Source organism: Arthrobacter sp. Y3223065 (assembly GCF_059090885.1).
Window position 1 is genome coordinate 967,399 of the sequence record NZ_JBNHGC010000001.1, and the last position, 23,987, is coordinate 991,385.

Here is a 23,987-nt window from a genome sequence, read left to right on the forward strand (position 1 = left end):
AGCCGTACTACGCAAGGTAGAAAAACCCCGTGCCGGCCCGGCATGGCGCGGATCTGGGCGCTTCCCCGGCCGATAAGCTGGGCCCATGGACATCCTTTACAACATTTTCGTCTTCCTGCATATCGTCGGTGCTGCCATGATCGTCGGCATCTGGATCGGCAACATGAAGAAGCCCACCGTCCACCCCCGCCAGTTCGACGGCGCCGCCCTGCAGCTCATTACCGGCATCATCATGATGGGCCTGATCCCGGCCTTGGCCATGGACGCCGACTACGTAAAGCTGACCATCAAGCTTGTCATCGGGCTCGTCGTGGGCGTCCTCGCGTTCATCGGCCGCCGCAAGTACAAGGCCGGCGAGCCAATTTCGGCCGGTCTGGCCCACTCCGTGGGCGGCCTGGCGCTGCTGAACGTCGCCATCGCCACCCTCTGGAACTGACCTTACGAATTCCCGCGCTGCGGCCGGCCCCGACCCGGGGCCGGTCGCAGTGGCTTTAACGGTGCCGCCGGACAGCCCGGCGCAACTCCCCTAGGATGAGGATGACGGCACCGGCCGACTCTGGCCGGGACCGGCGGAAAACGCATCCTGTACATCGACCAAGGAGGACACATGGCTACAACACGTTCTGCCAGCACCGAGTGGAACGGCGACCTGTTTAGCGGCGCCGGCCAGACTACGTTCGAAACGTCCGGGATCGGCACCTACGATGTCACCTGGAAGGCACGTGCGGACCAGTCCGAAGGAAAGACCAGCCCCGAAGAACTGCTGGCCGCGGCCCACGCCACCTGCTACTCAATGCAGTTCAGCAACATGCTCAAGGAAAACGGAACCACCGCGGAGAGCATTAAGACCTCGGCGGCCGTGGATTTCGTGCCGGGCACCGGCATCACCGAGATTCGCCTGACCGTGAACGCGACCGTGCCCGGGATCAGCGAGGACGACTTCCAGCGCCTGGCCTCCGGCGCCAAGGACACCTGTCCTGTTTCCGGCGCCCTGGCCTCCGTCCCGAGCATCACGATTGATGCCACCCTGGCCGGCTAGCGCACAAATCTTTCGTTGAAGAACCCCGGGCACCTTCGGTGTGCCCGGGGTTCTTTAGTGTTCAACCCGGCGCTCAGCCGGCCTCCTGCGGACGCGGCGGCAGCGGTCCGGGGCGCAGCACGGGATAACCGGCCCGCGCCGGCGGCTGGTCGGTCGGCAGTTCGCCCAGCATCTCCTTGAGGATGCCGACGCTGTGCTCCAGTTGCGGGTCCTCCCCCGCCCCGTACGCATGGGGCGGGAACGGCACCTCGATGTCCGGGTCCACCCCGTAGTTTTCCACGCCCCAGCCCACGCCCTGGGTGAACCAGAACGCGTACCGTGGCTGCGTGACACCGGTGCCGTCGGCCAGGGAGAATTTCGCGTCGATGCCAACCACCCCGCCCCACGTCCGCGTCCCGACGACGGGACCGATTCCGCGCAGCTTGCTCACCTGGGTGATGATGTCGCCGTCGGACCCGGCGTATTCATCGGTGAGGACGACGACGGGGCCCCGCGGCGCATGTGCCGGGTACGTGCCCGGCTGCTCGCCGCGCGCCAGGTTCCATGCGGTGACCTTGCGACCGATCAACTCGGCCACCAGCTGCGAGGTATGGCCGCCCCGGTTGCGCCGTACGTCGATGACGAGCGCGTCCTTGGCGGTCTCCACATCCAGGTCGCGGTGCAGTTGTGCCCAGCCGCGCGCCACCATGTCCGGAATGTGGAGGTACCCGAAGCGTCCGTTCGATGCCTCGCGGACGTTGCGGCGGTTCCCGGACACCCAGTTCTGGTACCGGAGCCGCTCCTCGTCGCGGATGGGGACCACCGCGATCCGCCGCTGCAGACCGGCTTCCGGGCTGCCCGCCCCGTTAACGATGGTCAGTTCAACGGTCTTGCCGGCCGCGCCGACCAGCAGCGGCGCCGGGCCTGCCAGCAGATCCACGGGGATGCCGTCCACCGCCGCAATCACGTCACCCGGGTCGACGGCTGCGCCCGGAGCCGTCAGCGGGGACAGCGCCAGCGGATCCGATGATTCGCCGGCGAGGATCTTCTGCACGGTCCAGCCCGCCTCGGTCCGCGCCAGGTCGGCGCCGAGCCGTCCCTGTTTCCCGGAGCCCGGTTCCGCGACCGGCGGGGGCGAAACGTACGCATGCGAGGTGCCGAGTTCGCCGTGCAGCTCCCAGAGCAGGTCCACCAAGTCGTCATGCGACCCAAGTCGTTCCACCAGGGGCCGGTAACGGTCGTAGACGCCTTGCCAGTCCAGCCCGGCCATGTCCTCGGCCCAGTAGAAGTCGCGCTGCAGCCGCCAGGCCTCGTCGAACGCCTGTCCCCAGACCTTGAGCGGTTCGAGCGTGACCCGGATCCGGCTCAGGTCGACCTGCACGCTCTCGGGCGAGTCGTCGTCGACCTTCCCGGCGGCCGGCACGGCCTTCACCTGCGCCTTGTGCACGTACACGATCCGTTTGCGGTCCTGGGACACCTCATAGGCGTCCACGGCCGGCACCAGCACGGAAACCTCCCGGCGGGAGAGGTCGAACCGCTCCAGCCGCTGGGACTGCTCCGGTTCCTCCGCCGACGCGCGTCCCTCTCCGGTGACACCGGCGGGATCACTGGCCAGCCACAGCAGGGCTCCTTCGACCGCGCTGAGGTCCGTGTAGCGGCCTTGCTGGACCGGGACCGGGATGATCCGCTCGGCCAGCCGTTCGGCGTCCACAACCACCTCAGCGACGGCGGACGGGGTTTGGTCCTCCCCGTTCGGGGAACCGTTTGGCTCCTTCCCGGCCGCCGGCGGTGCGTCCGGCAGCGTGCCGTGCACCGACGGGCCGAACGGCGAAGACGTGGCAGCGGCCAGGGCCACGAGGAACGGCTTGGTCGATTCGGGGAAACCCAGATCGAAGCTGTGGGTGGAATAGACCGGATCGAAGCTCCGTTCGGAGAGGAACGCGGCGAACTTGCCGTCCGGCGTGAAGGCCGGCCCATGGTCGCGGAAACGTCCGTCGGTCACGTCGACGATGCCGCCGGTGCCGTCGGCCCGGGCGAGCCGCAGGCGGGTGCGGGTACCCTCCGCGGTCACCGGCTCGGCCCACAGGATCCAGCGGGAATCCGGTGAAAAGACCAGCTCGCTAACGGCCCCGTGGTCGGTGCCGGAGAGGCGCCGCAGCTCCCCGTTTCCGGCGTCCAGGACCAGTACCTGCCCGTATTCGGTGGCCACTGCCGCCAGCGACCCGTCCGGACTGGCGGCAAGCGCGCTCACCCGGTCCGGTCCGGGCAGCTCCACGCGGCGCAATTGCTGCGGCTCCAGCGCTTCGGCGGAACGCGCGTCCGGTTCCCGGCTCTCCGTGGCGACGCCTTGCTTTCCGACGGAACGCACCTCCACGATGGGCTGGGATTGGGTCGGATGGACGACGGCGGAGGCGGACACCGGGCGGGGCAAGCCGTCGGGCTCCGGTTCGACCGGGGCCGGCGCGGGTGCGGCGGGAGCAGGCTGGTCGCCGCGGGGAAGTTGTTCGAAGACCTGGCGGATGTAGAGGGCTTCCTCGCCGTCGTGGTCGGCGACGTAGACCACGCGCGTGTCACCGAGGGGCCGCGCCAGCCGGGCGCGGACGCCGGGCGTCGATTCCACCGCGCGCGAAGGCCCGTCCCGGTGGGTCAGCCAGTGCACGGTGCCGTGCGTTTCGATGACGGACGCGGTTCCCTTTGGATTCGGGACGGCGGACGCCAGGTGCTGTGCCACGTTGAGTGGGCGGCCGCGGCGGCTCGTGGAGGCCGAGCCCAGCGTGATCTGGAGCCGGCGCGGTGCCGCGTCCAGGGAATCGAGGAGCCAGAGTTCGCCGGCGGATTCGAAGACCACCCGGTTGCCGTCCGTCGCGGCATGGCGGACATAGAAACCGTCGTGGTCGGTGTGCCGGCGGAGGTCTGTTCCGTCCGGCCGCACCGAATACAGATTGCCGTAGCCTTCGTGGTCGCTCAGGAACGCGATCCGGTTGCCGATCCACATCGGGTCCGCCAGGTTGCCGTCGAGTTCTGCCGCCAGGCGCTCGAACTCGCCGCCTCCGTCCCGGTCGATCCACAGCTTGCCGGCCGTACCGCCGCGGTAACGCTTCCACCAAGCCGGTTCGCGCGAGAGCACGCTCCCGACCACCAGCGGACGCTCGTCGCCGAGTTCCGGCCCGAACGCGATCGAGTCGACGGGCCCGAAGGGCAGGACCCGGGCGCCGGAGCCGTCCAGCGGCACGGCATAGGCCCAGGTATGACGCGACTCTTCGCGTTCGAAGGAACTCGTCACCAGGGCGTCGCCCGAAGGCGTGAATCCTTTTACCCTGGTGGAGGCATGCCCCCAGTACGTCAGTTGGCGGAACCCTCCGCCGTCGACCGATGCCGTGACGGCCTCGGGCGCGCTGGCCTGCACCACACCCCAGGCCAGGTGCTGTCCGTCCGGCGAGAACCTGGGGTTCCTGGCCGGCAGTTGCAGCGACGAGACACGCCACGCCCGGCCGCCGGCAATGGGTGCAACCCACACGTCGTCCTCTGCGACGAACGTGACAAGATCGCCGTGCACGTGCGGGTAGCGGAAGTAGCTCGATGAAGTCATGCCTCGATCTTAGTCACGGCCCGCGCCCGCCCTAGGGTCATCGGAGCGGCGGGGCGCCTCATGGACGGCCTGGATCAGCCAGCCGGCGTCCTGCCTCACCATCTCCAGTTGGACCCGTTGCACGCTGGGTTCGGCGCGCCGTCCCACCACGCTGCCGTCGGCGGTCACCTGCCGGAACGCCGACGTGGTGACCGTCGCGGCCACCGTTTCCTTTCCTCCGCCTTGCGCCGCCGGATCAGCGGTTGCGTCCTCCACCGTGGTTTCCAGGCCCTCGAGCCAACTCCCCGAGCCTTCCAGTGCCGCGATGATCTCCCGGTCCGTGTCCATGACGGCCGTTCCGGGGACATTGACCCGGTCGAGGAGCATTGCATCGCGCGTCCTGACCGCTTCGGTGCGCAACCAGGCCAGGGCAGGCACGGCCGCGGCCGCATCGTCGCCCCGCAGCGCCTGTGCCAGGGCCGCCGGCAGGACCCGGGCCTCGGGGGGAGAAGGCGGCTGTGCTTCGTGCTGCGCCGTGGACACCTGTTGCACGGACTTGCCGCGGCCAGGCGGCCGCCCGGCGTCTGGGTCGTTGGGCGGAGCAGGCGCCAAGGCGCCCGCCAGGGCGGACAGCAGTCCCGCTGCCGCCGCCGCCGAGGTGATCGCCAGTACTGCCTTGGCCCACCGGCCGGCGGCCGGCCGGGCATCGCCCCGGGACAGGGGCCGGGCATCGCGCCGGGACAGGGGCCGGGGAAACGGTGGCAGCGGTCCCCAGTCCCGGCGGCCCGCCGCCCTTCCCGCCGCCGGCCGCCGGGTCAACAATTGACTGGCAACGGAAGGATGCGCCGACGCCGTCAAATCCAGCGCGTCCGGCTTTGCGGCCCGAATCGCCCGGCGGGCGAACTCCGCCGCCGAGGGGCGCTCCCCTACACGCTCGGCCAGTCCGTCTTCCAGGAGGGCCACCAGATCATCCGGCACCTGGGGCACCAACGCCGCCAGCGGCGGCCGCTGTGCGGTGGCACCGGGCACCCGGCCGGTGAGCGCGAACCACCCGAGGGCTGCCAGCGCATAGATGTCCGTTTCGGGATCCAGGCAACCTCCGCCGGACCCGCTCCTCGGTGCCCCGAACCCCGGCGTGCCCGCCGCCGGCGGGCGGTCGCTGCCCAGCGCACGGGCGACACCCAGGTCGGCCAGCAGCGGCTTGCCCACGGCGGTGAACAGCACATTGCCGGGCGAGACGTCTCCGTGCACGGTCCCGATCCCGTGCAGGTAATCCAGAACCTGGGCGATTGGGGTCAGAATCGTCACCACCTCGCCCACGGCCAGCGGTCCGCGGGCGGCGACGAGTGCCGCGAGCGAGCCGCCGGCAGCATACTCCAGCAGCAGCCCGGGCCCGCGATCAGTTTCCACGTGGCCATGGACGGGCAGCAGGTGCTCATGCCGCGCGCCCGCCAGCAGCAACAGTTCATGGTCGGCGGCGGCAGCAGCCGCGGTCCCCTGCTGCCCCTCCGCGGCAATCGCCCAGGGCGCTGGCTCGCCCTCCCCGGCGGCGGATCCGGGCCGGGCCGCGCGGCGCACCGGCGGCGGGCCGCCGGCGTCGTCGGTGGAGGGAACAGGCGGCGTGGACAGCACCTTCAGTGCATACTCAGTTCCGGTCGCCGTCTCGCGGACAAGCCAGACCGAGGCTGATGCGCCGCTGCCCAGCCATCGCTGCACGTGCAACCCCGCCGCCGCGGGACGCGGCGGTTCCGGCTCGACGGAGGCTGCGCCAAGTGTCTGCCCATCTTCCATGGACCACTTCTACTACGTCCGGCTGTGGGCTGCAGGAGTTATCCACAGCAATTGGGGCGCTACACAAATAGCAGTGCCCGGCCCTCGAAGCGTAGTCTTGCTGAATGGCTCTTGAGTTTTCACGACTGGGCTTCGCCCCTGACTACGTCGACTATGAAGAAGGCTGGGCGCTGCAGCGCAAGCTGCACGCTGAAGTCGTGGCTGGCACGGCGCCCAGCACCGTGCTGTTGCTCGAGCACAGTGCCGTCTACACCGCCGGCAAGCGGACCGAAGACCATGAGCGGCCGCTGGACGGCACCCCCGTGGTCAGCGTGGACCGTGGCGGCAAGCTGACCTGGCACGGCCCCGGCCAGTTGGTGGGTTATCCCATCGTGGCCCTTCCCGATCCAACCCGGGTGGCCGACTACGTCGACATCCTCGAGCAGGTCCTGATCAACGTGCTCGCCGGTTACGGCGTGGCCGGCACCAGGATGGAGGGCCGCTCCGGCGTCTGGATCGAGGCCGACGAGCGCGGCCCCGCCCGCAAGATCGCCGCCATCGGCATCCGCGTTAACCGCCGGGTAACCATGCACGGCTTCGCGCTCAATTGCCGGAATGACCTGGCACCCTACAGCCAGATCATTGCCTGCGGCATTACCGACGCCGGCACCACCACCATCCAGGCCGAGACCGGGCTGGACGTGGCCCCGGCCGACATCGCAGACCGGGTGGAGGCAGAACTCCGCTCGTTCGAAACATCCCTGGTCAAGACGGGCACCCCCGGACCCGCGGCCACCGACACCGACACTGGCCACCGCCAGACCGAAGGAGCCCTGTTGTGACGCTCGCCCCTGAAGGACGCCGCCTGCTGCGCGTCGAGGCCCGCAATGCCGCCACCCCCGTGGAGCGCAAGCCGGACTGGATCAAGGCAAAGGTCAACATGGGCCCCGAGTACGTGGGCATGAAGAACCTGGTCAAGAAGGAGGGGCTGCACACCGTCTGCGAAGAGGCAGGCTGCCCCAATATCTTTGAATGCTGGGAAGACCGCGAGGCAACCTTCCTGATCGGCGGATCCGAGTGCACGCGCCGCTGCGATTTTTGCCAGATTCACACGGGAAAGCCTTCACCCGTCGACATCCTGGAACCCACCAAGGTCGCCCAGTCGGTCCAGCAGATGAACCTGCGCTACGCCACCGTCACCGGCGTCGCCCGCGATGACCTGGCCGACGAGGGCGTGTGGCTCTACGCCGAGACCATCCGGAAGATCCACGAACTCAACCCCGGCACCGGCGTCGAAATCCTGATTCCAGACTTCTCCGGAAAGCCCGAACACATCGCGGCCATCTGCGAAGCCCAACCGGAGGTGTTCGCGCACAACGTGGAAACCGTGCCCCGGATCTTCAAGCGCATCCGGCCGGCCTTCCGCTATGAGCGTTCGCTAAACGTCATCACCCAGGGCCGCGACCACGGCATGGTGACCAAGTCCAACCTGATCCTGGGCATGGGCGAGACCCGCGAAGAGATTTCCGAGGCGCTGCGCGATCTCCACGCCGCCGGCTGCGACCTGGTGACCATCACCCAGTACCTGCGCCCGACCGAGCGCCACCACCCGGTAGAGCGCTGGGTGAAGCCGGAGGAGTTCGTGGAACTGAGCCAGGAGGCCGAGGAAATCGGCTTCCTGGGTGTGATGAGCGGACCGCTGGTGCGCTCGTCCTACCGTGCCAGCCGTCTCTGGGCCACCGCCATGCGCAAGAAGGGCCTGGAGCTTCCGCCCCAGCTCGCGCACATCGGCGAGTCCGGCAGCACCCGCCAGGAAGCCGCCACGCTGATGGCTGCCCGGTAACCGAACCGCCGGAACCGCGGTCCGGGAGCCTGCCGGCTGCCGGACCGTTGCCGTGTCCGCATCCGGCACGAGAGCCTCCTCCGTCACGATAGAATTGGACATTATGGCCCATAGCACCGATTCCGACGCCCCGAAGCGGGGTCTCTTCTCACGCAAGCCCAAGGCTGGGAAACCGTCCAAAGCCAACAAGCAGCCCGGCCGGCTGAAGCAGATCGGCCAGGTCTTCCGGATGACCCGGCGCAACGACCCGAACGTTGTCTGGTTCATGCTGCTGGCGTTCCTCGGCATCGTCGCCGTCGGCCTGGTCATTGGCCTGCTGATCAACAACTGGGTCACGCTGCTGATCATCTCCGTCCCGCTGGGCCTGCTGGCCGCCACCTTCATCCTGTCGCGGCGCGCCGAACGTGCGGCGTTTTCGCAGATCGAGGGCCAGCCCGGTGCTTCCGGGGCGGCGCTCAGTGTGCTGCGCCGCGGCTGGATCCTGCAGGACCAGCCGGTGGCCGTGAACCCGCGCACCCAGGACGCCGTATTCCGCGCCGTGGGCCGCCCCGGCATTGTGCTGGTCACCGAGGGCCCCTCGCACCGGGTGCGGCAGCTGGTCGAGTCGGAGCGGCGCCGGATGCGCCGCATCCTGCCCAACGTCACGATCCATGTGATCGAGACCGGCCGCGGCGAAGGCCAGGTGGAGCTGAGCAAGGTGGCCAAGACCGTGCAGAAGCTCAAGAAGGAACTGACCAAGCAGGAAGTCAGCGCCGTGGACAAGCGGCTGTCGGCCCTGGGCAGCAACAAGCTCCCCATCCCGAAGGGCGTGGACCCGTTCAAGGCCCGCCCGGATCGCAAGGCCATGCGCGGACGCTGATCCTCCCGCCTGACACACCGAGAGGCTGCCGGTTCTCACCGGCAGCCTCTCGGGTTTAACGGGTTGGCGTTGATCGGGGTTGAAGCACCCTTGGGCGCTGCCTCAGCGGCGCACCAGGACGGTGCCCATGGCACGATCGTGGAACCCGCGCTGGTCGGGGTCGAAAATGACCGCCGGAATCACCAGGCACAGGAGGGCGGTACGCACGACGGCGGCCAGCAACCCGGGCGCGGAGCCGTCGAGTTTGCGCACGTGGATGCCGAGCAGGCGGTGGCCGAAACTGTAGCCGAGCGTCCCCACCAGCAGCAACTGCTCGAGGGCGAACACTGCCAGGATGGCGAGTTGGTTGCCGCCCAGGAAGGCGTTCGCGATCGCATAGCACAGGAGCCAGTCAACGAGCAGCGCCACCATCCGGCGCCCCGGACGCGCAATCGAGCCGGAGCCGGACTGCGGGAGCCCGAGCCGCTGCCCGGGCCATTTCTGGATGTTGGACTGCGGGGGGCCTTCGAGCCAGGAACCAAGATCGCGTCTGCTTACCACCCCTCAAGTTTACCGGTCACGCCTGCCGCCGGCTTCCCCGGGGTTCGGGCCCCGGATTGGCTGCCGGTAAAGCGAGAGGACCACTGGCGGTAAACTTGCTGTGCACATCGATTTCGTAACCTGCCCGAAACAATTGCGACACTGTCGGGAAATTCCCTGCTCCTATTGTTGTAACTGTTGCCGGCCCCGTTCAGCGGAGGCAGGTTCCCCCAGAATGCGTAAGGAGCATGACCCCGATGTTCAAGAATGCGGACGAGGTCCTCAAGTACATCGCCGACGAAGACGTGAAGTTCGTCGATATCCGTTTCACCGATCTGCCCGGCGTCCAGCAGCACTTCAACGTGCCGGCCAAGACCGTTGACGCGGACTTCTTCGTGAACGGCCAACTCTTCGACGGCTCCTCGATCCGCGGCTTCCAAGGCATCGCCGAGTCCGACATGCAGCTGATTCCGGATGTTTCCACCGCCTTCATCGACCCGTTCCGCGTCGAGAAGACGCTGGCACTGAACTTCTCCATCGTGAACCCGCGCACCGGCGATCCCTACCACCGCGACCCCCGCGGCGTGGCCGAGCGCGCCGAAGCGTATCTTGCCTCCACCGGAATCGCCGACACCGCGTTCTTCGCCCCGGAAGCCGAATTCTTTATTTTCGACGACGTCCGCTACCAGTCCAGCCCCGAGCATTCCTTCTACAGGGTGGACTCGGTCGAGGCGTACTGGAACTCCGGCAAGAGGGAAGAAGGCGGGAACCAGGGGTACAAGACCCCGGTCAAGGGCGGCTACTTCCCCGTGGCCCCCACCGACAAGCAGGCGGACCTGCGCGACGCGATCTGCGTGGAACTGGACGCCGTGGGCCTCGAGGTCGAGCGCTCCCACCACGAGGTCGGTGCCGCCGGCCAGGCCGAGATCAACTACAGGTTCAGCACCCTGACGCACGCCGCCGACGATCTGCTGAAGTTCAAGTACATCGTCAAGAACGTTGCCGACGCCTGGGGCAAGTCCGCCACGTTCATGCCCAAGCCGGTCTTCGGCGACAACGGCTCCGGCATGCACTGCCACCAGTCGCTCTGGACCGGCGGGCAGCCGCTGTTCTACGACGAGAAGGGCTACGCCGGCCTCTCCGACACCGCCCGCTGGTACATCGGCGGCTTGCTCAAGCACGCTTCCGCGGTGCTGGCGTTCACCAACCCGACGGTGAACTCCTACCGCCGGCTGGTCAAGGGCTTCGAGGCCCCGGTGAACATGGTCTACTCGCAGGGCAACCGGTCGGCCGGCATCCGCATCCCGATCACCGGCTCCAACCCCAAGGCCAAGCGCATCGAGTTCCGCGCTCCCGACCCCAGCTCGAACCCCTACCTGGCCTTCGCAGCGCAGCTGATGGCGGGCCTGGACGGCATCAAGAACCGCATCGAGCCCGCTGACCCGATCGACAAGGACCTGTACGAGCTGCCCGCCGAGGAAGCCAAGGACATCCAGAAGGCTCCGGGTTCGCTGGAGGAAGCGCTTGAGGCTCTGGAGGCGGACAACGAGTTCCTGCAGGCCGGTGGTGTCTTCACCCAGGACCTGATCGACACCTGGGTCGCCTACAAGCGCGAAGAGGAAATCGCGCCGCTGGCCGCCCGCCCGAACCCGTACGAGTTCGAGCTCTACTACGGCTGCTAGCCGGATTCCGCGGCCAAGTCGCGGTTAGTCCGCGCGAGTCCGTACGGCGTGAGGCTCCTCCCTTGTGATGGGAGGAGCCTCACGCGTTCGCGGTGCCCGGCGCATCCGCCCGCCATCCCGCTGCGGCCGCAACGGTGAGCGGCAGCCGGATGCCTCGGCTGAAACGTCGAGGCATGGCAAAATGAACCCTATGGGCGAGAGCGGGGGGCCCGCACCTCAAAGCCGGACGCCGCGACCGGTCAGGGCCGCGCTCATCGGCGCTGCCGTCACCTTTTTGCTGTTTCTGGTCATCCTGCGCGTCGGAGTCGCCTATTCGCTGGTGCTGACCGCCACCGCGCTGCTATTCGCGGGAGTCGTCGCGATCATCCGCAGCGCGCTGCGCGGGTAAGGAACGGCTAGCCGCGGGTGAGGCACGGCCGCCGCTCAGCCGTCCCGGCGCGTCTCGGTGACGGCGGTCAGCAGGAAAACCGAGTCCTCGGACGCCTCCACCGAGTGCCGCTCCTGCGGGATCACGGCGAGCTGGTTCTCGTTGACGGCCATGCGGCCGGACGCGGACACCACGGTGACCGCCCCTTCCAGGACCAGCAGCGTGCCGGCCAGCGGGGCGTTGTGCTCCCCCAGCTCCGCGCCTGCCTTCAACGCCAACACCGTCTGGCGCAACGGACCGTCCTGGGCCACCAAGGCGGCACTGCGTCCGTGCGGGGCTCCGACGGCCACGGCCAGGTGTTCGCGTCCAAGCACATCGATGTCGGTCATGTCCGGCGCCTCCTTCGGTTGGGTTCCGGCCTCAGCCTAACCCGGCACCCTGTTCCGGGCCACACCGGCGGGGCGGGGCCCGACGGCGGCGCCCCCGCGCTGAGGCGCACCGCCGTCGGCCGGTCAGAGGACCTTGGCCAGGAAGTCCTGGGTACGTGCCTGCTGCGGAGCGCCGAAGAGTGCCTCCGGCCTGCCTTCTTCTACGATGTAGCCGTCGGCCATGAAGATGACGCGGTCGGAGACTTCGCGGGCGAAGCCCATCTCGTGGGTGACCACCACCATCGTCATGCCTTCCGCCGCCAGATCCTTGATGACCTGCAGCACCTCCCCCACCATTTCCGGGTCCAGGGCGCTGGTAGCCTCGTCGAAGAGCATGATGTCGGGGTTCATGGCCAGTGCCCGCGCGATGGCGACGCGCTGCTTCTGCCCGCCGGAGAGCTGGGCCGGGCGGGCGTCGGCTTTCTCGGACAGCCCGACCCTCTCCAGCAGTTCCAGGGCCTTGTTCCGTGCTTCGGCCTTGCCGAGCTTCTTGAGCTCCACCGGGGCCAGCATGATGTTCTCCAGCACTGACTTGTGCGGGAACAAGTTGAAGTGCTGGAAGACCATGCCGATGTGCTGGCGTACCTTGTCCAGGTCGACCTTCGGGTCGGTCAGGTCGAAACCGTCGACGACCACGGTTCCCCCGCTGATGTCCTCCAGCTTGTTCAGGCAGCGCAGGAAGGTCGACTTGCCCGAGCCGGACGGCCCGATCACGCAGACGACTTCGCCTTCGGCCACCTCGACGTCGAGGCCCTTGAGGACCTCGTTGCTGCCAAAGCTCTTTTTCAGTCCGGCGACGTGAATCTTGCTCACTTGTTGAACCTCTTATCCAGGATGTTGGAAAGCTTGATCAGCGCGGTGATCACCACGAAGTACAGCGCCGCCACGATCAGCAGGGTTTCGCCGGTGCGGAAGTTGGAGGCGTAGATCTGCTGGCCCTGGTAGGTCAGTTCGGCGAATCCGATGACCGCCAGCAGGGAGCTGTCCTTGAGGGTGATGACGAACTGGTTGATGAAGCTGGGGGTCATGATCTTGACCGCCTGCGGGATCACGACCTTCTGCATGGACTTGACGTAGCCCAGGCCCAGGCTGCGGCTGGCTTCCATCTGGCCTGGATCCACGGACTGGATGCCGCCGCGGACGATCTCCGTCATGTAGGCGCCGGCGTTCAGGCTCAGGGTCAGCACGCCTGCGGTGAGGACGTCGATCGGCGCGCCGGTCAGCTGCGGCAGGCCGAAGTAGAAGAAGAACGCCTGGACCAGCAGCGGCGTGCCGCGGAAGATGCCCACATAGGTGGTCGCGATCCCGCGCAGCACGATCCGGCGGGATACCTTCAGGAACCCGAAGGCGACGCCCAGGACCAGGGCGATGAGGATGGACAGCGCCGTGGCGAACAGCGTGAGCCCCAGGCCCTTCATCAGGGCGGGGAGGCTGTCTGTCAGCAGCTGCCAGAAACTGCTCTTCCCGGCGGTCTCCGGCGAGGCGAGGTACTTGTCCAGGATCTGCTGGTATTCGCCGCTGGCCTTGAGGTCGGCCAGGCCGGCGTTGAAGGCCTGGATCAGTTCGGGATTCTGATCCTTGTTCACCGCGAAGCCGTAGGAACTTCCGCGTTCCTTCTCCGTGACGGCCTTCAGCCCGTTGTTCTGGGCGATGCCGTAGGCCAGCACCGGGTAGTCATCGAAGACTGCCACGGAGTTGCCGGCCTTGACGTCGTCGTACATCGTGGCCGACTGGTCCAGCGGCTTGACCGTGAACCCGTACTCTTCGGCGATGGAGTCGGCGAAAGCTTCACCCTCGCTGCCGCGCTTGACCGCGACTGTCTCGCCCGCGAGGTCCTCGTACGACGTGATCTCGTTGTTGCTCTGCGCCACGGCCATCTGCACGCCCGAGTCGAAGTACGGGTCGGAGAAGTCGAAGACCTGCCGGCGTTCGTCCGTGATGGACATGCCGGCAATGACCCCATCCACCTGGTTGGACTGCAGGGCCTGCAGGGCGGCGTCGAACCCGAGTGAACGGATTTCCACCTCGAAGCCCTGGTTCTCGGCGATCGCCCGCAGCAGGTCCATGTCGATGCCGACCAGTTCGCCGCCCTGGCGGAACTCGAAGGGCGCGAACGTCGTGTCGGTACCGATGACGTAGCTCTTGCCGCTGGCGCTCTGCGGGGCCTGGGCCGCAGCCGCGGCCGCGTTGCCGCCGAAGACCAGCGAGAGCACCGCCAGCAGCCCGGTCAGGGCCAGCAGGCGCCGTCCCAGCCCGGTGCGTTGGAGGGTGTGCAAACTAAACAGCTCCTAGATTTGTTTCAGGGCACGCCTGTACAAGGCGCAAAAGATCCTCATTGAGGGTACAGACCGGCGACCGGCGGCACCACTTGGCGTCCGGGAGGCTAGGTGCCGTAACCGTAGAAGTAGCGCTCGAAGATGGCCCGGGCGCGGCGGGTGAGGCGCAGGTAGTCTTCCTCGATCGCCGCAGCGTTCCCGGGCTCGTACCCGCACCAGCGTGCCACCGCTTCCAGGTCCCTGCGCGAGACGGGCAACACGTCGGAGTTCTTGCCCGCCCAGATCACATTGGCCGACCGGATCCGTGTGGCAAGGCTCCAGCTTCGGCCGAGCGTGGCTGCGTCGTCCCCCGGGAGCAACCCGGCGGCTCCGATGGCGGAAAGCGCTTCGAGCGTGTTGGTGGTGCGCAGCTCCGGGAGCTTCCGGGCGTGCTCCAGCTGCAGCAGCTGGACCAGCCACTCCACATCGCTGAGTCCCCCGCGGCCCAGCTTCAAATGGCGGGCTGGATCGGCGCCACGCGGGAGCCGCTCCGATTCCACCCGCGCCTTGATCCGCCGGATCTCGCGCACCTGATCGCTTCCGAGCCCGTCCGGGTAGCGGATCGCATCCACGAGCGCAATGAACTCGTCCGCCAGGTTGTCGTCTCCGGCCATTGGCCGGGCGCGCAGCAAGGCCTGGGCCTCCCAGACCAGGGACCAGCGTTGGTAGTACTCGCGGTAGGAGTCCAGCGAGCGCACCATCGGCCCGTTCTTGCCTTCCGGCCGCAGCGCCGCGTCCACATCGAGCACCCGTTCGGCCAGCACCGGAGGCGTGCAGGGCTGCTTCAGGAGGGGAGAGATCCGCGTGACGATGCGCTCCGCCTGCTGCTGGGCCCGGCCGGGGTCGGCCCCCGGCAACGGCCGGTGCACGTACATGACGTCGGCATCCGAGCCGTAGCTGATTTCGCGTCCGCCCTGCCGGCCCATGGCCACCACCAGCAGGGCCGTCAGCCGTTCCTCGGACTCCAGCACGGAGGTTTCCGCCACATGGAGTGCGCCGAGCACGGCGGCGCGGTCTGCGTCCGCCAGGGCGGCGCCGACCTGGGACTGGTCCAGCAGCCCGGAGGAGTCGGCGAGCGCGATGCGCAGCGTTTCCCGGCGGCGGATCAGCCGGATCAGCCGGATGGCCTCTTCGGGCACCGGATGGCGGGACATCTTGGACCGGATTTCCTGCCACTGGGCGTCGAAGCTGAGCGGTACGAGGTCCTTGTCGGTGCCCAGCCAGGCCGTGGACTCCGGCGAAACCTCCAGCAGGTCCGTGATGAAGCGGCTGCTGGAAAGAATGTGGCACAGGCGTTCGGCAGCCGAGCTTGAGTCCCGCAGCATGCCCAGGTACCAGTGGGAGTCTCCCAGGCGTTCGCTCAACCGGCGGAAGCCCAGCAGGCCCGCGTCCGGGTCCACGCCGGACGCGATCCATTCCAGCAAGACCGGAAGCAGCTGGCGCTGCAGCAACGCCTTCCTGCTGACCCCGCCGGTCAGGGCCTCGATATGACGCATCGCACCACGCGGATCTTGGTAGCCCAGCGCGGCCAGCCGGCCCTGTGCCGCTTCCGGGGTCAGCCGCACCTCGTCCAGGCTCAGGTTGGAGGCGGCCGCCAACAGCGGCCGGTAGAAGATGCGTTCATGCAGCGCCCGCACCCGGCGCTTGGTCTGCTGCCACTTCTCCAGCATCTCGGCCGGCGCCGGACGCCTCTCGAGCAGCGCCCCCTGCGCGGCTTTGGCCAGCACGCGCTGCGCCTGCTCGTCGTCGGGCATCAAGTGGGTCCGGCGCAGGTTCACCAGCTGGATCCGGTGCTCCAGCACGCGCAGGTACCGGTAGGCTTCGTCGAATTCCTGCGCGTCGGCGCGCGCGATGTAGCCCGCCGCGCTCAACGCGGCGATGGCCGACGTCGTGTCACGCTGGCGGATGGAATCGTCCACCCGGGCATGCACCAGCTGCAGCAATTGGACCGTGAATTCGACGTCGCGCAGCCCGCCGCGGCCCAGCTTGATCTGGCGGCCGCGCTCGTGGGCCGGAATGTTTTCGGTGACCCGGCGGCGCATGGCCTGCACCGACTCGACGAACCCTTCCCGTTCCGACGAGGACCACACCAGCGGCGACACCGCTTCCTCGTACCGGCGGCCCAGCCCGGGGTCCCCGGCCACGGCCCGGGCCTTCAGGAGCGCCTGGAACTCCCAGCTCTGCGCCCAACGCCGGTAGTACGTCAGGTGCGAGTCCAGCGTGCGGACCAGCGGTCCGTCCTTGCCCTCCGGGCGCAGGTTGGCGTCGACTTCCCAGAGCCCGGGCTCGGGGCCGGGTGAGTTGATGGCGCGGGCCGTTCCGGTGGCCAGCGCCGCGCCGATCGCCCCGGCATCGCCGTCCGCGAGTCCGCCGGCTTCCACGACGTAGACCACGTCGACGTCGGAAATATAGTTCAGTTCGCCGGCCCCGCACTTTCCCATGCCGATGATGGCCAGCCGCACCGCCGCGACGTCATCGGTGCCGTACCGTTCCGCTGCTTCGGCCCGGGCCACCGCCAGCCCGGCGTCCAGCGCGGCCGCGGCCAGGTCCGCCAGTTCCCGGGCGGCGTCCGGCAGGAAATCGACCGGGGAGGCTGCGGAGAGGTCGCGGATCGCCAGTGCGGACAGGTGCCGGCGGTACGTGCTCCGCAGGGCGACGTAGGCGTCCTTGCCCGACAAGGAGGCGACCGGTTGTCCCGCCAACGGGTCCGCCCCGACGGACCGGAGCAGCGAGCTGCGCAGCCGGGACGCCGGCACCCGGCCGGGTTCCGGTCCTATATCCGTGTCGAGGACGTCCAGGTGCTCCGGCCGGCGGAGCAGGAAGTCTGCCAGGGCTTCCGAAGCCCCGAGCAGCCGGAACAGGGCTTCGCTGCCGTCTCCGCCCATGTTGATGACGTCGGCCAGGGTCGGGTTCTTCTCCAGCAGCCGCACCAGTGACACCAGTGCCTGGTCCGGGTCGGCGCTGAGCGCGAACCCGGCCTCCAGCCGGTCCTGGCTGATGCCGGACAATTCCTTGGCCTGGAGGAACCGGGTGCTGCGCTCCAGGTCGTGGAACCCTCGGGCGATCAACCGCCGGTTCGTCAGCACGTCCCCGCCCTAGAGGATTCCGATGTTGCGCTTCAGCTCGTGCGGGGTGACCTGCAGCCGGTAGTCGTGCCACTCGGCCCGCTTGTTGCGCAGGAAAATCTCGTACACCTGCTCGCCCAGGATCCCGGCCACCAGCTCCGACTCCTCCATGGTGCGGATGGCGTCGTGCAGGCTGGACGGCAGCGGGTCCAGGCCCATGGCCCGACGTTCGGCGGTGCTCAGGCTCCATACGTCGTCCTCGGCGGCCGGCGGCAACTCGTAGCCCTCCTCGATGCCCTTGAGCCCGGCGCCCAGCAGCACCGCGTAGGACAGGTACGGATTGGCCGCCGAGTCAATGCCCCGGTATTCCACCCGGGCGGATTGGCCCTTGCTCGGCTTGTACAACGGCACCCGCAGCAGCGCCGACCGGTTGTTGTGGCCCCAGGACACGTAGCTGGGTGCCTCTCCCCCGCCCCACAGGCGCTTGTAGGAGTTCACGAACTGGTTGGTGACGGCGGTGAATTCGGGCGCATGGCGCAGGATCCCGGCCATGAACTGGCGCGCGGTCTTGGAGAGCTGGAACTCGGCACCGGCTTCGAAAAATGCGTTCGAGTCGCCCTCGAACAACGAAAAGTGGGTGTGCATGCCGGAGCCGGGGTGGTCGGAGAACGGCTTGGGCATGAAGGTGGCGTAGATGCCCTCCATCAACGCCACTTCCTTGACCACCGTGCGGAAGGTCATGATGTTGTCCGCGGTCTGCAGGGCATCGGCGTAACGAAGGTCGATTTCGTTCTGGCCGGGGCCGTCCTCGTGGTGGCTGAACTCCACCGAGATGCCCACGTTTTCCAGCATCGTCACCGCGGTGCGGCGGAAGTCTTGGGCAACGCCACCGGGCACGTGGTCGAAATACCCGGCGTGGTCCACGGGTACCGGGACCCCGTCCGGACCCAACTGGTCGGACTTGAGCAGGTAGAACTCGATTTCGGGATGGGTGTAGCAGGTAAAGCCCATCTCCGCGGCTTTGCCCAGCGTCCGTTTGAGCACGTTCCGCGGGTCGGCGGTGGAGGGTTCGCCGTCGGGGGTGAGCACGTCGCAGAACATCCGGGATGTCTGCTCCGCTTCGCCCCGCCATGGCAGGATCTGGAACGTGGTGGGATCCGGCTGGACCAGCATGTCGGATTCGAAGACCCGGGCCAGGCCTTCGATCGAGGAGCCGTCGAAACCGAGCCCTTCCTCGAAGGCGCCTTCGACCTCGGCAGGGGCCAGCGCCACGGATTTCAGCGACCCGACGATGTCCGTGAACCAGAGCCGGACAAACCGCACGTCGCGTTCCTCGATGGTACGGAGGACGAATTCCTGCTGACGGTCCATGTGCTGCCTTTCGCTGAGTCCGGGCCCTGCATCCAAAACTGCATGCCAAAGCCTGCCGTGGTCTGCTTCCCTTTAGCCTACTGGCAGCACAACCGAAGTTGGCGCCCCGGTAACGCGTCCGCGTCGCAGTGGAGGAAGCGGACGCCGGAGGATTAGGCTCTATCACATGCCCACTTCACAGTCTTCCGGTGCAGAACAGCCGGCTCCTTACGGCATGTCGGCGGCGGCATCGGCTTCCCGCCCGGCGCGCCGCACCCGCATCCACCACCTGCAGCAGGCCAAGGACGAGGGCCGGCGCTTCGCCATGCTCACGGCGTACGACCAGTACACCGCGGAGATCTTCGACGCTGCCGGCATCGAGGTGCTGCTGATCGGCGATTCGGCGTCCAACAACGTCCTGGGCAACGAGACGTCCCTGCCGATCACGGTGGACGAGATGCTGCCGCTCTGCCGGGCGGTGGCCCGCTCGGCCCGCAGCGCGTTCGTCGTTGCCGACCTGCCCTTCGGCAGCTACGAGGTGTCGCCGGCGCAGGCGGTGGAAACTTCCGTGCGCTTCCTGAAGGAAACCGGCGTCCATGCGGTGAAGATGGAGGGCGGCGCCTACTATGCGGAGACCGTCCGGGCCATGGTGCAGGCCGGTGTTCCGGTGCTGGCGCACATCGGCTTCACCCCGCAGAGCGAACATGCGCTGGGCGGTTACCGGGTGCAGGGCCGCGGCGACGACGCCGAGCGGCTCATTGACGACGCCCTGGCACTGGAAGCAGCCGGAGCCTTCGCGGTGCTCATGGAGATGGTTCCGGCCGAGGCAGCCGCCAAGGTGGATCAGGCCCTGCGTGTTCCCACGATCGGGATCGGGGCCGGGCCGTCGACCACCGGCCAGGTCCTGGTCTGGCAGGACATGGCCGGCCTGCGCGGCGGCAAGATGGCGAAGTTCGTCAAGCAGTACGCGGACGTGCGCACCATCATCTCCGACGCCGCCGCCGCCTTCCGCTCGGATGTCCAGGACGGCTCGTTCCCCGGCCCGGAGCACTCCTTCTAGGCGCCGCGTCCTTCAGTTCGCAGACGCCCCGGCCGGGAACGGGCGCCGGCAGGATCAGTCGTCCTCCGCGTCCCACTCCTCGTTGCGCCGCTGCACCTTCTCCAACGCGCGCTCGGCTTCTTCGCGGGTCTCGTAGGGGCCGATCAACTGGGTCCAGTCGGACTGGGCGCCCACTTCCACCTGGTGGGTGACCACGTTGTACCAGAAATCCGCCATGCAGGCCTCCTTACGTTGACGGCGCCCGGCAGCGTTCGTAGGCTGTCGCAGCCTCGCTGTCGGGCACCTCTGCAGCACCTATATGATCGATACTATGCCCCACAACGCAGCAACAGCACCCGTCGGAACCCTCGTTCAAGGCACCGTCAGCCCCCCATTGCCCGTTCCCCCGTCGATCGCCCGGCCCGAATACGCGTGGAAGCCGGCGCCGGCCAAGTTCACGGGTTCGGAGGTCAAGACGCCGGAGACCATCGAGAAAATCCGCATCGCGGGACGAATCGCTGCGCAGGCCATCGTGGAGGTCGGCAAGCACATCGAACCGGGGGTGACCACCGACGAGTTGGACCGGATCGGCCATGAATTCCTGCTGGACCACCATGCGTATCCGTCCTGCCTCGGCTACCGCGGCTTCCCCAAGTCGATCTGTTCCTCGCTGAATGAAGTGATCTGCCACGGCATCCCGGACACCACCGTGCTGCAGGACGGCGACATCATCAACATCGATATCACCGCGTACTTGGACGGCGTCCACGGGGACACGAACTACACCTTCCTGGTCGGCGACGTCGATGAAGAGTCGCGCCTGCTGGTCGAGCGCACCCAGGAATCGCTGCGCCGCGGCATCAAGGCCGTGGCCCCGGGACGGGAAATCAATGTCATCGGCAGGACCATCGAGTCCTACGCCAAGCGTTTCGGCTACGGTGTGGTCCGTGACTTCACCGGCCATGGCGTCGGCGAGGCCTTCCACACCGGCCTGATCATCCCGCACTACGATGCCGCCCCGGCCTACAGCCGGGCGATCGAGCCGGGCATGGTCTTCACCATCGAGCCGATGCTGACCTTGGGCACCATCGATTGGGAGATGTGGGACGACAACTGGACGGTTGTCACCAAGGACCGGAGGCGGACCGCCCAGTTCGAGCACACGCTGGTAGTCACCGATACCGGAGCGGAAATCCTCACCCTCCCCTAGCCCTTCGCGGCCTGACACCGCCGGGCACAGCGGGTAGGCTTCCGGTAGTCCGGCGAGGCACGCCGGGCCTGAGCGAGCACGGAGGTGGCATGGCGACCCGGGACACTGTGGTCAAGAAGGCAGCCAAGCGGGCAGCCCGGTCGGCGATCGGCATCGATATCGGCGGAACCGGTATCAAGGGCGGCATCGTCGACCTCAAAAAGGGCGTCCTGGTCGGCGACCGCATCCGCTATGACACGCCCCGTCCGTCGAGTCCGGAGGCCGTGGCCGACGTCGTCGCGCGCATCGTCAAAGAACTCAGTGCCCGGCCGGAGGGCCCCGAGCCCGACCGCCCGGTGGGGGTGACGTTCCCCGCCATTATCCGCCACGGGATCGCACGGTCGGCGGCCAACGTGGACGCGCGCTGGATCGGAACCGACGTCGACGCGCTGCTCACGCACCGGATGTCCCGCCCCGTCCAGGTGATGAACGACGCCGACGCGGCCGGGCTGGCGGAGGCCCGTTATGGCGCGGGTGCGGGGGTGAAGGGGACCGTCCTGGTCATCACCTTGGGCACCGGAATCGGGTCGGCGTTCATCTTCGACGGCAAGCTGGTGCCGAACGCCGAATTGGGCCATCTGGAGCTGGACGGGCACGACGCCGAGTCGAAGGCTTCAGCCGCGGCGCGTGAACGCGACGGCCTGGACTGGGCTGAGTATTCGCAGCGCCTGCAGCGGTACTTTTCGCACGTCGAATTCCTGTTCTCGCCGGAGATGTTCATCATCGGCGGCGGCATTTCCAAGCGTAGCGAGGACTTCCTGCCCCGGCTTCAGCTCGCCACGCCGATCATCCCGGCCCAGCTGCGCAACAACGCCGGCATCGTGGGGGCAGCCCTGCAGGCGGCCCTGCACTTCGGCTTCGCCAAGTAGGTCGGCAACCGGTTGGTTGGTGCCGGTGGCGGCCTCGGCTTCCCCTCCGCAGCCGCCACCGGAGTCTTGGTCGCGCTACTGCGCTGTCAACGGCCGTTGCCGGCCTTCCGGCCCCTGTTGGCCGTTCCTGCTCGCGTCGTGGCGCAGCTGGTCGATGGCGGATTCAAAATCCTCCAGCGATTCGTAGCCCTGGTAGACACTGGCAAACCGCAGGTAGGCGATCAGGTCCAGCTTCTTCAGCGGGCCCAGGATGGCCAGGCCCACCTCATGTGCGTCGATTTCCGCGGCGCCGCTGGCGCGGACAGACTCTTCGACCTCCTGGGCCAGCATGGCCAGGTCGTCCTCCGTCACGGGACGGCCCTGGCAAGCCTTGCGCACGCCGTTGACGACCTTGGTCCGGCTGAACGGCTCGCTGACACCGGAGCGTTTGATCACGCTGAGGCTGGTGGTCTCCACGGTGGTGAAGCGGCGCCCGCAGGCCGGGCACTGGCGGCGCCGCCGGATCGCCGAACCGTCGTCGGTCAGCCGGCTGTCCACCACCCGGGAATCGGAGTTGCGGCAGAACGGACAGTACACGCCACACTCCTTCCCTCGGGACAGCCAACTCATTCATCCTAGGACCATATCTAGGTGAATTACAAGAGTGTCATTACTGCATGTTGGGGTTGGGCCGGCTCAGGCGAACCGGATGGCCACGGCGTCGCCATGGGCCGGGAGGTCTTCGGCGCGGGCCAGCGCGGCGATATGCCCGCTCACCTCCCGGAGCGCGCCGCTGCCGTAGTTGACCACCTGGACGGCACGCAGGAAGGTCGTCACGTTGAGGCCGCTGGCGAAGGTTGCGGTGCCGCTGGTGGGCAGCACGTGGTTGGAGCCGGCGCAGTAGTCGCCCAGGCTCACCGGGCTGTAGTCGCCCACGAAGATCGCTCCGGCGTTGCGGATCCGGGCGGCTACCGTGGCCGCGTCGGCGGTCTGGATCTCCAGGTGCTCGGCGGCGTAGGCATCGCAGACGGCGATGCCCTGTTCCAGCCCGTCCACCAGGATGGTCCCCGACTGCGGGCCGGAGAGCGCCTCGCGGACGCGGGCGGAGTGCTTGGTCCGGGCGATCTGCTCGCCCAGTTCACGGCGCACTGCTTCCGCAAGTTCCTCCGAAGCCGTGATCAGCACGGAGGCCGCATGCGGGTCGTGCTCGGCCTGGCTGATGAGGTCGGCGGCCACGAACGCCGGATTGGCCGTCTCGTCGGCCAGGATGGCGATCTCGGTGGTGCCGGCCTCGGCGTCGATTCCCACCACACTCTTGACCAGCCTCTTGGCCGTGGCCACGAATACATTGCCGGGTCCGGTGACGACGTCGACGGGCTCCAGCGCGGGGCCGTGCTCGTTCCCGGGCGCGCCGTAGGCGAACGCGGCAACCGCCTGCGCGCCGCCGATGGCGTACACCTCGTCGATGCCCAGCAGCTTGGCGGCGGCCAGGATCGTCGGGTGCGGGAGCGAGCCGAAGTCTTTCTGCGGCGGCGACGCCAGGGCGATGGACACCACGCCGGCGGCCTGGGCGGGAACCACGTTCATGACGACCGATGACGGGTACACCGCCAGCCCGCCGGGGACGTACAGCCCCACCCGGTTCACCGGGATCCACTTGTGCGTCACCACCGCTCCGTCACCGAGCTCGACGTCGGTGTCCCCCGGCTTTTGCGCCGCGGCGAAGCGCCGGGCGCGCGCGATCGACTCCTCCAGGCCGGCACGGACCTGCGGATCCAGCTGTTCCAGGGCCTCGTCCAGCGCCGCGGCAGGCACCCGGGGATGCAGTTGCTCCACCCCGTCGAACCGGCGGGCGAGTTCCGCCAAGGCGGCGAACCCGCCCGACCGCACCTGTCCGATGATCTCCTCTACGGCGCCGGTGGCGGCGTCGAAGGTGGTCTCCGCGCGCGGCATGGCCGCCTTGAGTTCGGCGCTGCCGAGCCGGCGGCCGCGCAGGTCCAGGGTGGGGAAATCGGTGAAGGTGTTGGCCGAGGCTGCAGAAGTCACCCACCCATTCTACTGACCCGG

The 23,987-nt window shown here is 68.1% G+C and carries 21 protein-coding genes; 10 read left to right on the forward strand and 11 right to left on the reverse strand.

Annotation, left to right across the window (positions count from 1 at the left end):
* The first annotated feature begins 85 nt into the window (after positions 1 to 85).
* On the forward strand, positions 86 to 436 hold the full coding sequence (locus AC5RUK_RS04460; protein WP_493987443.1) for a hypothetical protein: 351 nt from the start codon (positions 86 to 88) through the stop codon (positions 434 to 436).
* 171 nt (positions 437 to 607) lie between these two features.
* Complete coding sequence (locus AC5RUK_RS04465; protein ID WP_493987444.1) at positions 608 to 1,039, forward strand: OsmC family peroxiredoxin; 432 nt, start codon at positions 608 to 610, stop codon at positions 1,037 to 1,039.
* 73 nt (positions 1,040 to 1,112) lie between these two features.
* Here the strand turns inward: AC5RUK_RS04465 and AC5RUK_RS04470 are convergent, their stop codons facing one another.
* The gene (locus AC5RUK_RS04470; RefSeq protein ID WP_494151482.1) at positions 1,113 to 4,607 is read right to left on the reverse strand and encodes a S41 family peptidase; all 3,495 of its coding nucleotides are present in this window, start codon (positions 4,605 to 4,607) and stop codon (positions 1,113 to 1,115) included.
* Positions 4,608 to 4,616: 9 nt separating this feature from the next.
* Positions 4,617 to 6,377 (reverse strand): serine/threonine-protein kinase, encoded by a 1,761-nt coding sequence (locus tag AC5RUK_RS04475; RefSeq protein ID WP_494151483.1) that lies wholly within the window; start codon positions 6,375 to 6,377, stop codon positions 4,617 to 4,619.
* Between the two features lie 104 nt (positions 6,378 to 6,481).
* On the opposite strand from AC5RUK_RS04475, the gene lipB reads away from it, so the two are divergent.
* From lipB to AC5RUK_RS04490, 3 genes are all read left to right on the forward strand, one after another.
* On the forward strand, positions 6,482 to 7,198 hold the full coding sequence (gene lipB / locus AC5RUK_RS04480; RefSeq protein ID WP_493987447.1) for a lipoyl(octanoyl) transferase LipB: 717 nt from the start codon (positions 6,482 to 6,484) through the stop codon (positions 7,196 to 7,198).
* Positions 7,195 to 8,199 carry a lipoyl synthase gene (gene lipA, locus AC5RUK_RS04485; RefSeq protein WP_494151484.1) on the forward strand — a complete coding sequence of 335 codons (1,005 nt, stop codon included), beginning with the start codon at positions 7,195 to 7,197 and terminating at the stop codon, positions 8,197 to 8,199. Before lipB ends, lipA begins: the two co-directional genes overlap by 4 nt.
* 103 nt (positions 8,200 to 8,302) lie before the next feature.
* The gene (locus AC5RUK_RS04490) at positions 8,303 to 9,058 is read left to right on the forward strand and encodes a DUF4191 domain-containing protein (RefSeq protein WP_493987449.1); all 756 of its coding nucleotides are present in this window, start codon (positions 8,303 to 8,305) and stop codon (positions 9,056 to 9,058) included.
* Between the two features lie 102 nt (positions 9,059 to 9,160).
* Here the strand turns inward: AC5RUK_RS04490 and AC5RUK_RS04495 are convergent, their stop codons facing one another.
* Positions 9,161 to 9,598 carry an RDD family protein gene (locus AC5RUK_RS04495; protein WP_494151485.1) on the reverse strand — a complete coding sequence of 146 codons (438 nt, stop codon included), beginning with the start codon at positions 9,596 to 9,598 and terminating at the stop codon, positions 9,161 to 9,163.
* Between the two features lie 236 nt (positions 9,599 to 9,834).
* Here AC5RUK_RS04495 and glnA point away from each other — a divergent pair, with 236 nt between their 5' ends.
* The gene (glnA, locus tag AC5RUK_RS04500; protein WP_493987451.1) at positions 9,835 to 11,259 is read left to right on the forward strand and encodes a type I glutamate--ammonia ligase; all 1,425 of its coding nucleotides are present in this window, start codon (positions 9,835 to 9,837) and stop codon (positions 11,257 to 11,259) included.
* A gap of 190 nt (positions 11,260 to 11,449) precedes the next feature.
* On the forward strand, positions 11,450 to 11,647 hold the full coding sequence (locus AC5RUK_RS04505) for a hypothetical protein (RefSeq protein WP_493987452.1): 198 nt from the start codon (positions 11,450 to 11,452) through the stop codon (positions 11,645 to 11,647).
* Between the two features lie 35 nt (positions 11,648 to 11,682).
* Here the strand turns inward: AC5RUK_RS04505 and AC5RUK_RS04510 are convergent, their stop codons facing one another.
* The 5 genes from AC5RUK_RS04510 to AC5RUK_RS04530 all read right to left on the reverse strand — a co-directional run bounded on the left by AC5RUK_RS04510 (position 11,683) and on the right by AC5RUK_RS04530 (position 18,805).
* Complete coding sequence (locus AC5RUK_RS04510) at positions 11,683 to 12,015, reverse strand: cupin domain-containing protein (protein ID WP_493987453.1); 333 nt, start codon at positions 12,013 to 12,015, stop codon at positions 11,683 to 11,685.
* A 123-nt stretch (positions 12,016 to 12,138) separates the two neighbouring features.
* Complete coding sequence (locus tag AC5RUK_RS04515) at positions 12,139 to 12,867, reverse strand: amino acid ABC transporter ATP-binding protein (RefSeq protein ID WP_493987454.1); 729 nt, start codon at positions 12,865 to 12,867, stop codon at positions 12,139 to 12,141.
* Positions 12,864 to 14,330, reverse strand: coding sequence for an amino acid ABC transporter substrate-binding protein/permease (locus tag AC5RUK_RS04520; protein ID WP_494151486.1), 1,467 nt, complete (start codon positions 14,328 to 14,330; stop codon positions 12,864 to 12,866). Before AC5RUK_RS04520 ends, AC5RUK_RS04515 begins: the two co-directional genes overlap by 4 nt.
* A 107-nt stretch (positions 14,331 to 14,437) precedes the next feature.
* The gene (locus tag AC5RUK_RS04525) at positions 14,438 to 17,455 is read right to left on the reverse strand and encodes a bifunctional [glutamine synthetase] adenylyltransferase/[glutamine synthetase]-adenylyl-L-tyrosine phosphorylase (RefSeq protein ID WP_494151487.1); all 3,018 of its coding nucleotides are present in this window, start codon (positions 17,453 to 17,455) and stop codon (positions 14,438 to 14,440) included.
* Positions 17,456 to 17,464: 9 nt separating this feature from the next.
* Positions 17,465 to 18,805, reverse strand: coding sequence for a glutamine synthetase family protein (locus AC5RUK_RS04530; protein ID WP_493977944.1), 1,341 nt, complete (start codon positions 18,803 to 18,805; stop codon positions 17,465 to 17,467).
* Between the two features lie 166 nt (positions 18,806 to 18,971).
* Here AC5RUK_RS04530 and panB point away from each other — a divergent pair, with 166 nt between their 5' ends.
* Positions 18,972 to 19,844, forward strand: coding sequence for a 3-methyl-2-oxobutanoate hydroxymethyltransferase (panB, locus tag AC5RUK_RS04535; protein WP_493987457.1), 873 nt, complete (start codon positions 18,972 to 18,974; stop codon positions 19,842 to 19,844).
* 54 nt (positions 19,845 to 19,898) lie between these two features.
* Here panB and AC5RUK_RS04540 read toward each other — a convergent pair whose 3' ends face one another.
* Complete coding sequence (locus tag AC5RUK_RS04540) at positions 19,899 to 20,060, reverse strand: SPOR domain-containing protein (protein WP_494151488.1); 162 nt, start codon at positions 20,058 to 20,060, stop codon at positions 19,899 to 19,901.
* A gap of 94 nt (positions 20,061 to 20,154) precedes the next feature.
* Here AC5RUK_RS04540 and map point away from each other — a divergent pair, with 94 nt between their 5' ends.
* Together map and ppgK are read left to right on the forward strand one after the other, a co-directional pair.
* A complete protein-coding gene (gene map, locus AC5RUK_RS04545; RefSeq protein ID WP_494151489.1) occupies positions 20,155 to 21,033 on the forward strand; it encodes a type I methionyl aminopeptidase in 879 nt (292 codons plus the stop codon).
* A gap of 89 nt (positions 21,034 to 21,122) precedes the next feature.
* Positions 21,123 to 21,941, forward strand: a complete 819-nt coding sequence (gene ppgK / locus AC5RUK_RS04550; protein WP_493987459.1) for a polyphosphate--glucose phosphotransferase — start codon at positions 21,123 to 21,125, stop codon at positions 21,939 to 21,941.
* Positions 21,942 to 22,016: 75 nt separating this feature from the next.
* On the opposite strand, the gene nrdR is transcribed toward ppgK, so the two are convergent.
* Positions 22,017 to 22,517 carry a transcriptional regulator NrdR gene (nrdR, locus tag AC5RUK_RS04555; RefSeq protein ID WP_493987460.1) on the reverse strand — a complete coding sequence of 167 codons (501 nt, stop codon included), beginning with the start codon at positions 22,515 to 22,517 and terminating at the stop codon, positions 22,017 to 22,019.
* Between the two features lie 99 nt (positions 22,518 to 22,616).
* On the reverse strand, positions 22,617 to 23,966 hold the full coding sequence (hisD, locus tag AC5RUK_RS04560; RefSeq protein ID WP_494151490.1) for a histidinol dehydrogenase: 1,350 nt from the start codon (positions 23,964 to 23,966) through the stop codon (positions 22,617 to 22,619).
* Positions 23,967 to 23,987 lie beyond the last annotated feature (21 nt).

Excerpts from the sequence above, each read along its gene's own strand:
- lipB (WP_493987447.1), top strand. The coding sequence starts at position 6,482 with ATGGCTCTTGAGTTTTCACGACTGGGCTTCGCCCCTGACTACGTCGAC.
- glnA (WP_493987451.1), top strand. The coding sequence starts at position 9,835 with ATGTTCAAGAATGCGGACGAGGTCCTCAAGTACATCGCCGACGAAGAC.
- panB (WP_493987457.1), top strand. The coding sequence starts at position 18,972 with ATGCCCACTTCACAGTCTTCCGGTGCAGAACAGCCGGCTCCTTACGGC.
- AC5RUK_RS04470 (WP_494151482.1), bottom strand. The coding sequence starts at position 4,607 with ATGACTTCATCGAGCTACTTCCGCTACCCGCACGTGCACGGCGATCTT.
- AC5RUK_RS04505 (WP_493987452.1), top strand. The coding sequence starts at position 11,450 with ATGGGCGAGAGCGGGGGGCCCGCACCTCAAAGCCGGACGCCGCGACCG.
- ppgK (WP_493987459.1), top strand. The coding sequence starts at position 21,123 with ATGGCGACCCGGGACACTGTGGTCAAGAAGGCAGCCAAGCGGGCAGCC.
- AC5RUK_RS04475 (WP_494151483.1), bottom strand. The coding sequence starts at position 6,377 with ATGGAAGATGGGCAGACACTTGGCGCAGCCTCCGTCGAGCCGGAACCG.
- AC5RUK_RS04510 (WP_493987453.1), bottom strand. The coding sequence starts at position 12,015 with ATGACCGACATCGATGTGCTTGGACGCGAACACCTGGCCGTGGCCGTC.
- map (WP_494151489.1), top strand. The coding sequence starts at position 20,155 with ATGCCCCACAACGCAGCAACAGCACCCGTCGGAACCCTCGTTCAAGGC.
- AC5RUK_RS04530 (WP_493977944.1), bottom strand. The coding sequence starts at position 18,805 with ATGGACCGTCAGCAGGAATTCGTCCTCCGTACCATCGAGGAACGCGAC.
- AC5RUK_RS04490 (WP_493987449.1), top strand. The coding sequence starts at position 8,303 with ATGGCCCATAGCACCGATTCCGACGCCCCGAAGCGGGGTCTCTTCTCA.
- AC5RUK_RS04460 (WP_493987443.1), top strand. The coding sequence starts at position 86 with ATGGACATCCTTTACAACATTTTCGTCTTCCTGCATATCGTCGGTGCT.
- AC5RUK_RS04540 (WP_494151488.1), bottom strand. The coding sequence starts at position 20,060 with ATGGCGGATTTCTGGTACAACGTGGTCACCCACCAGGTGGAAGTGGGC.
- AC5RUK_RS04465 (WP_493987444.1), top strand. The coding sequence starts at position 608 with ATGGCTACAACACGTTCTGCCAGCACCGAGTGGAACGGCGACCTGTTT.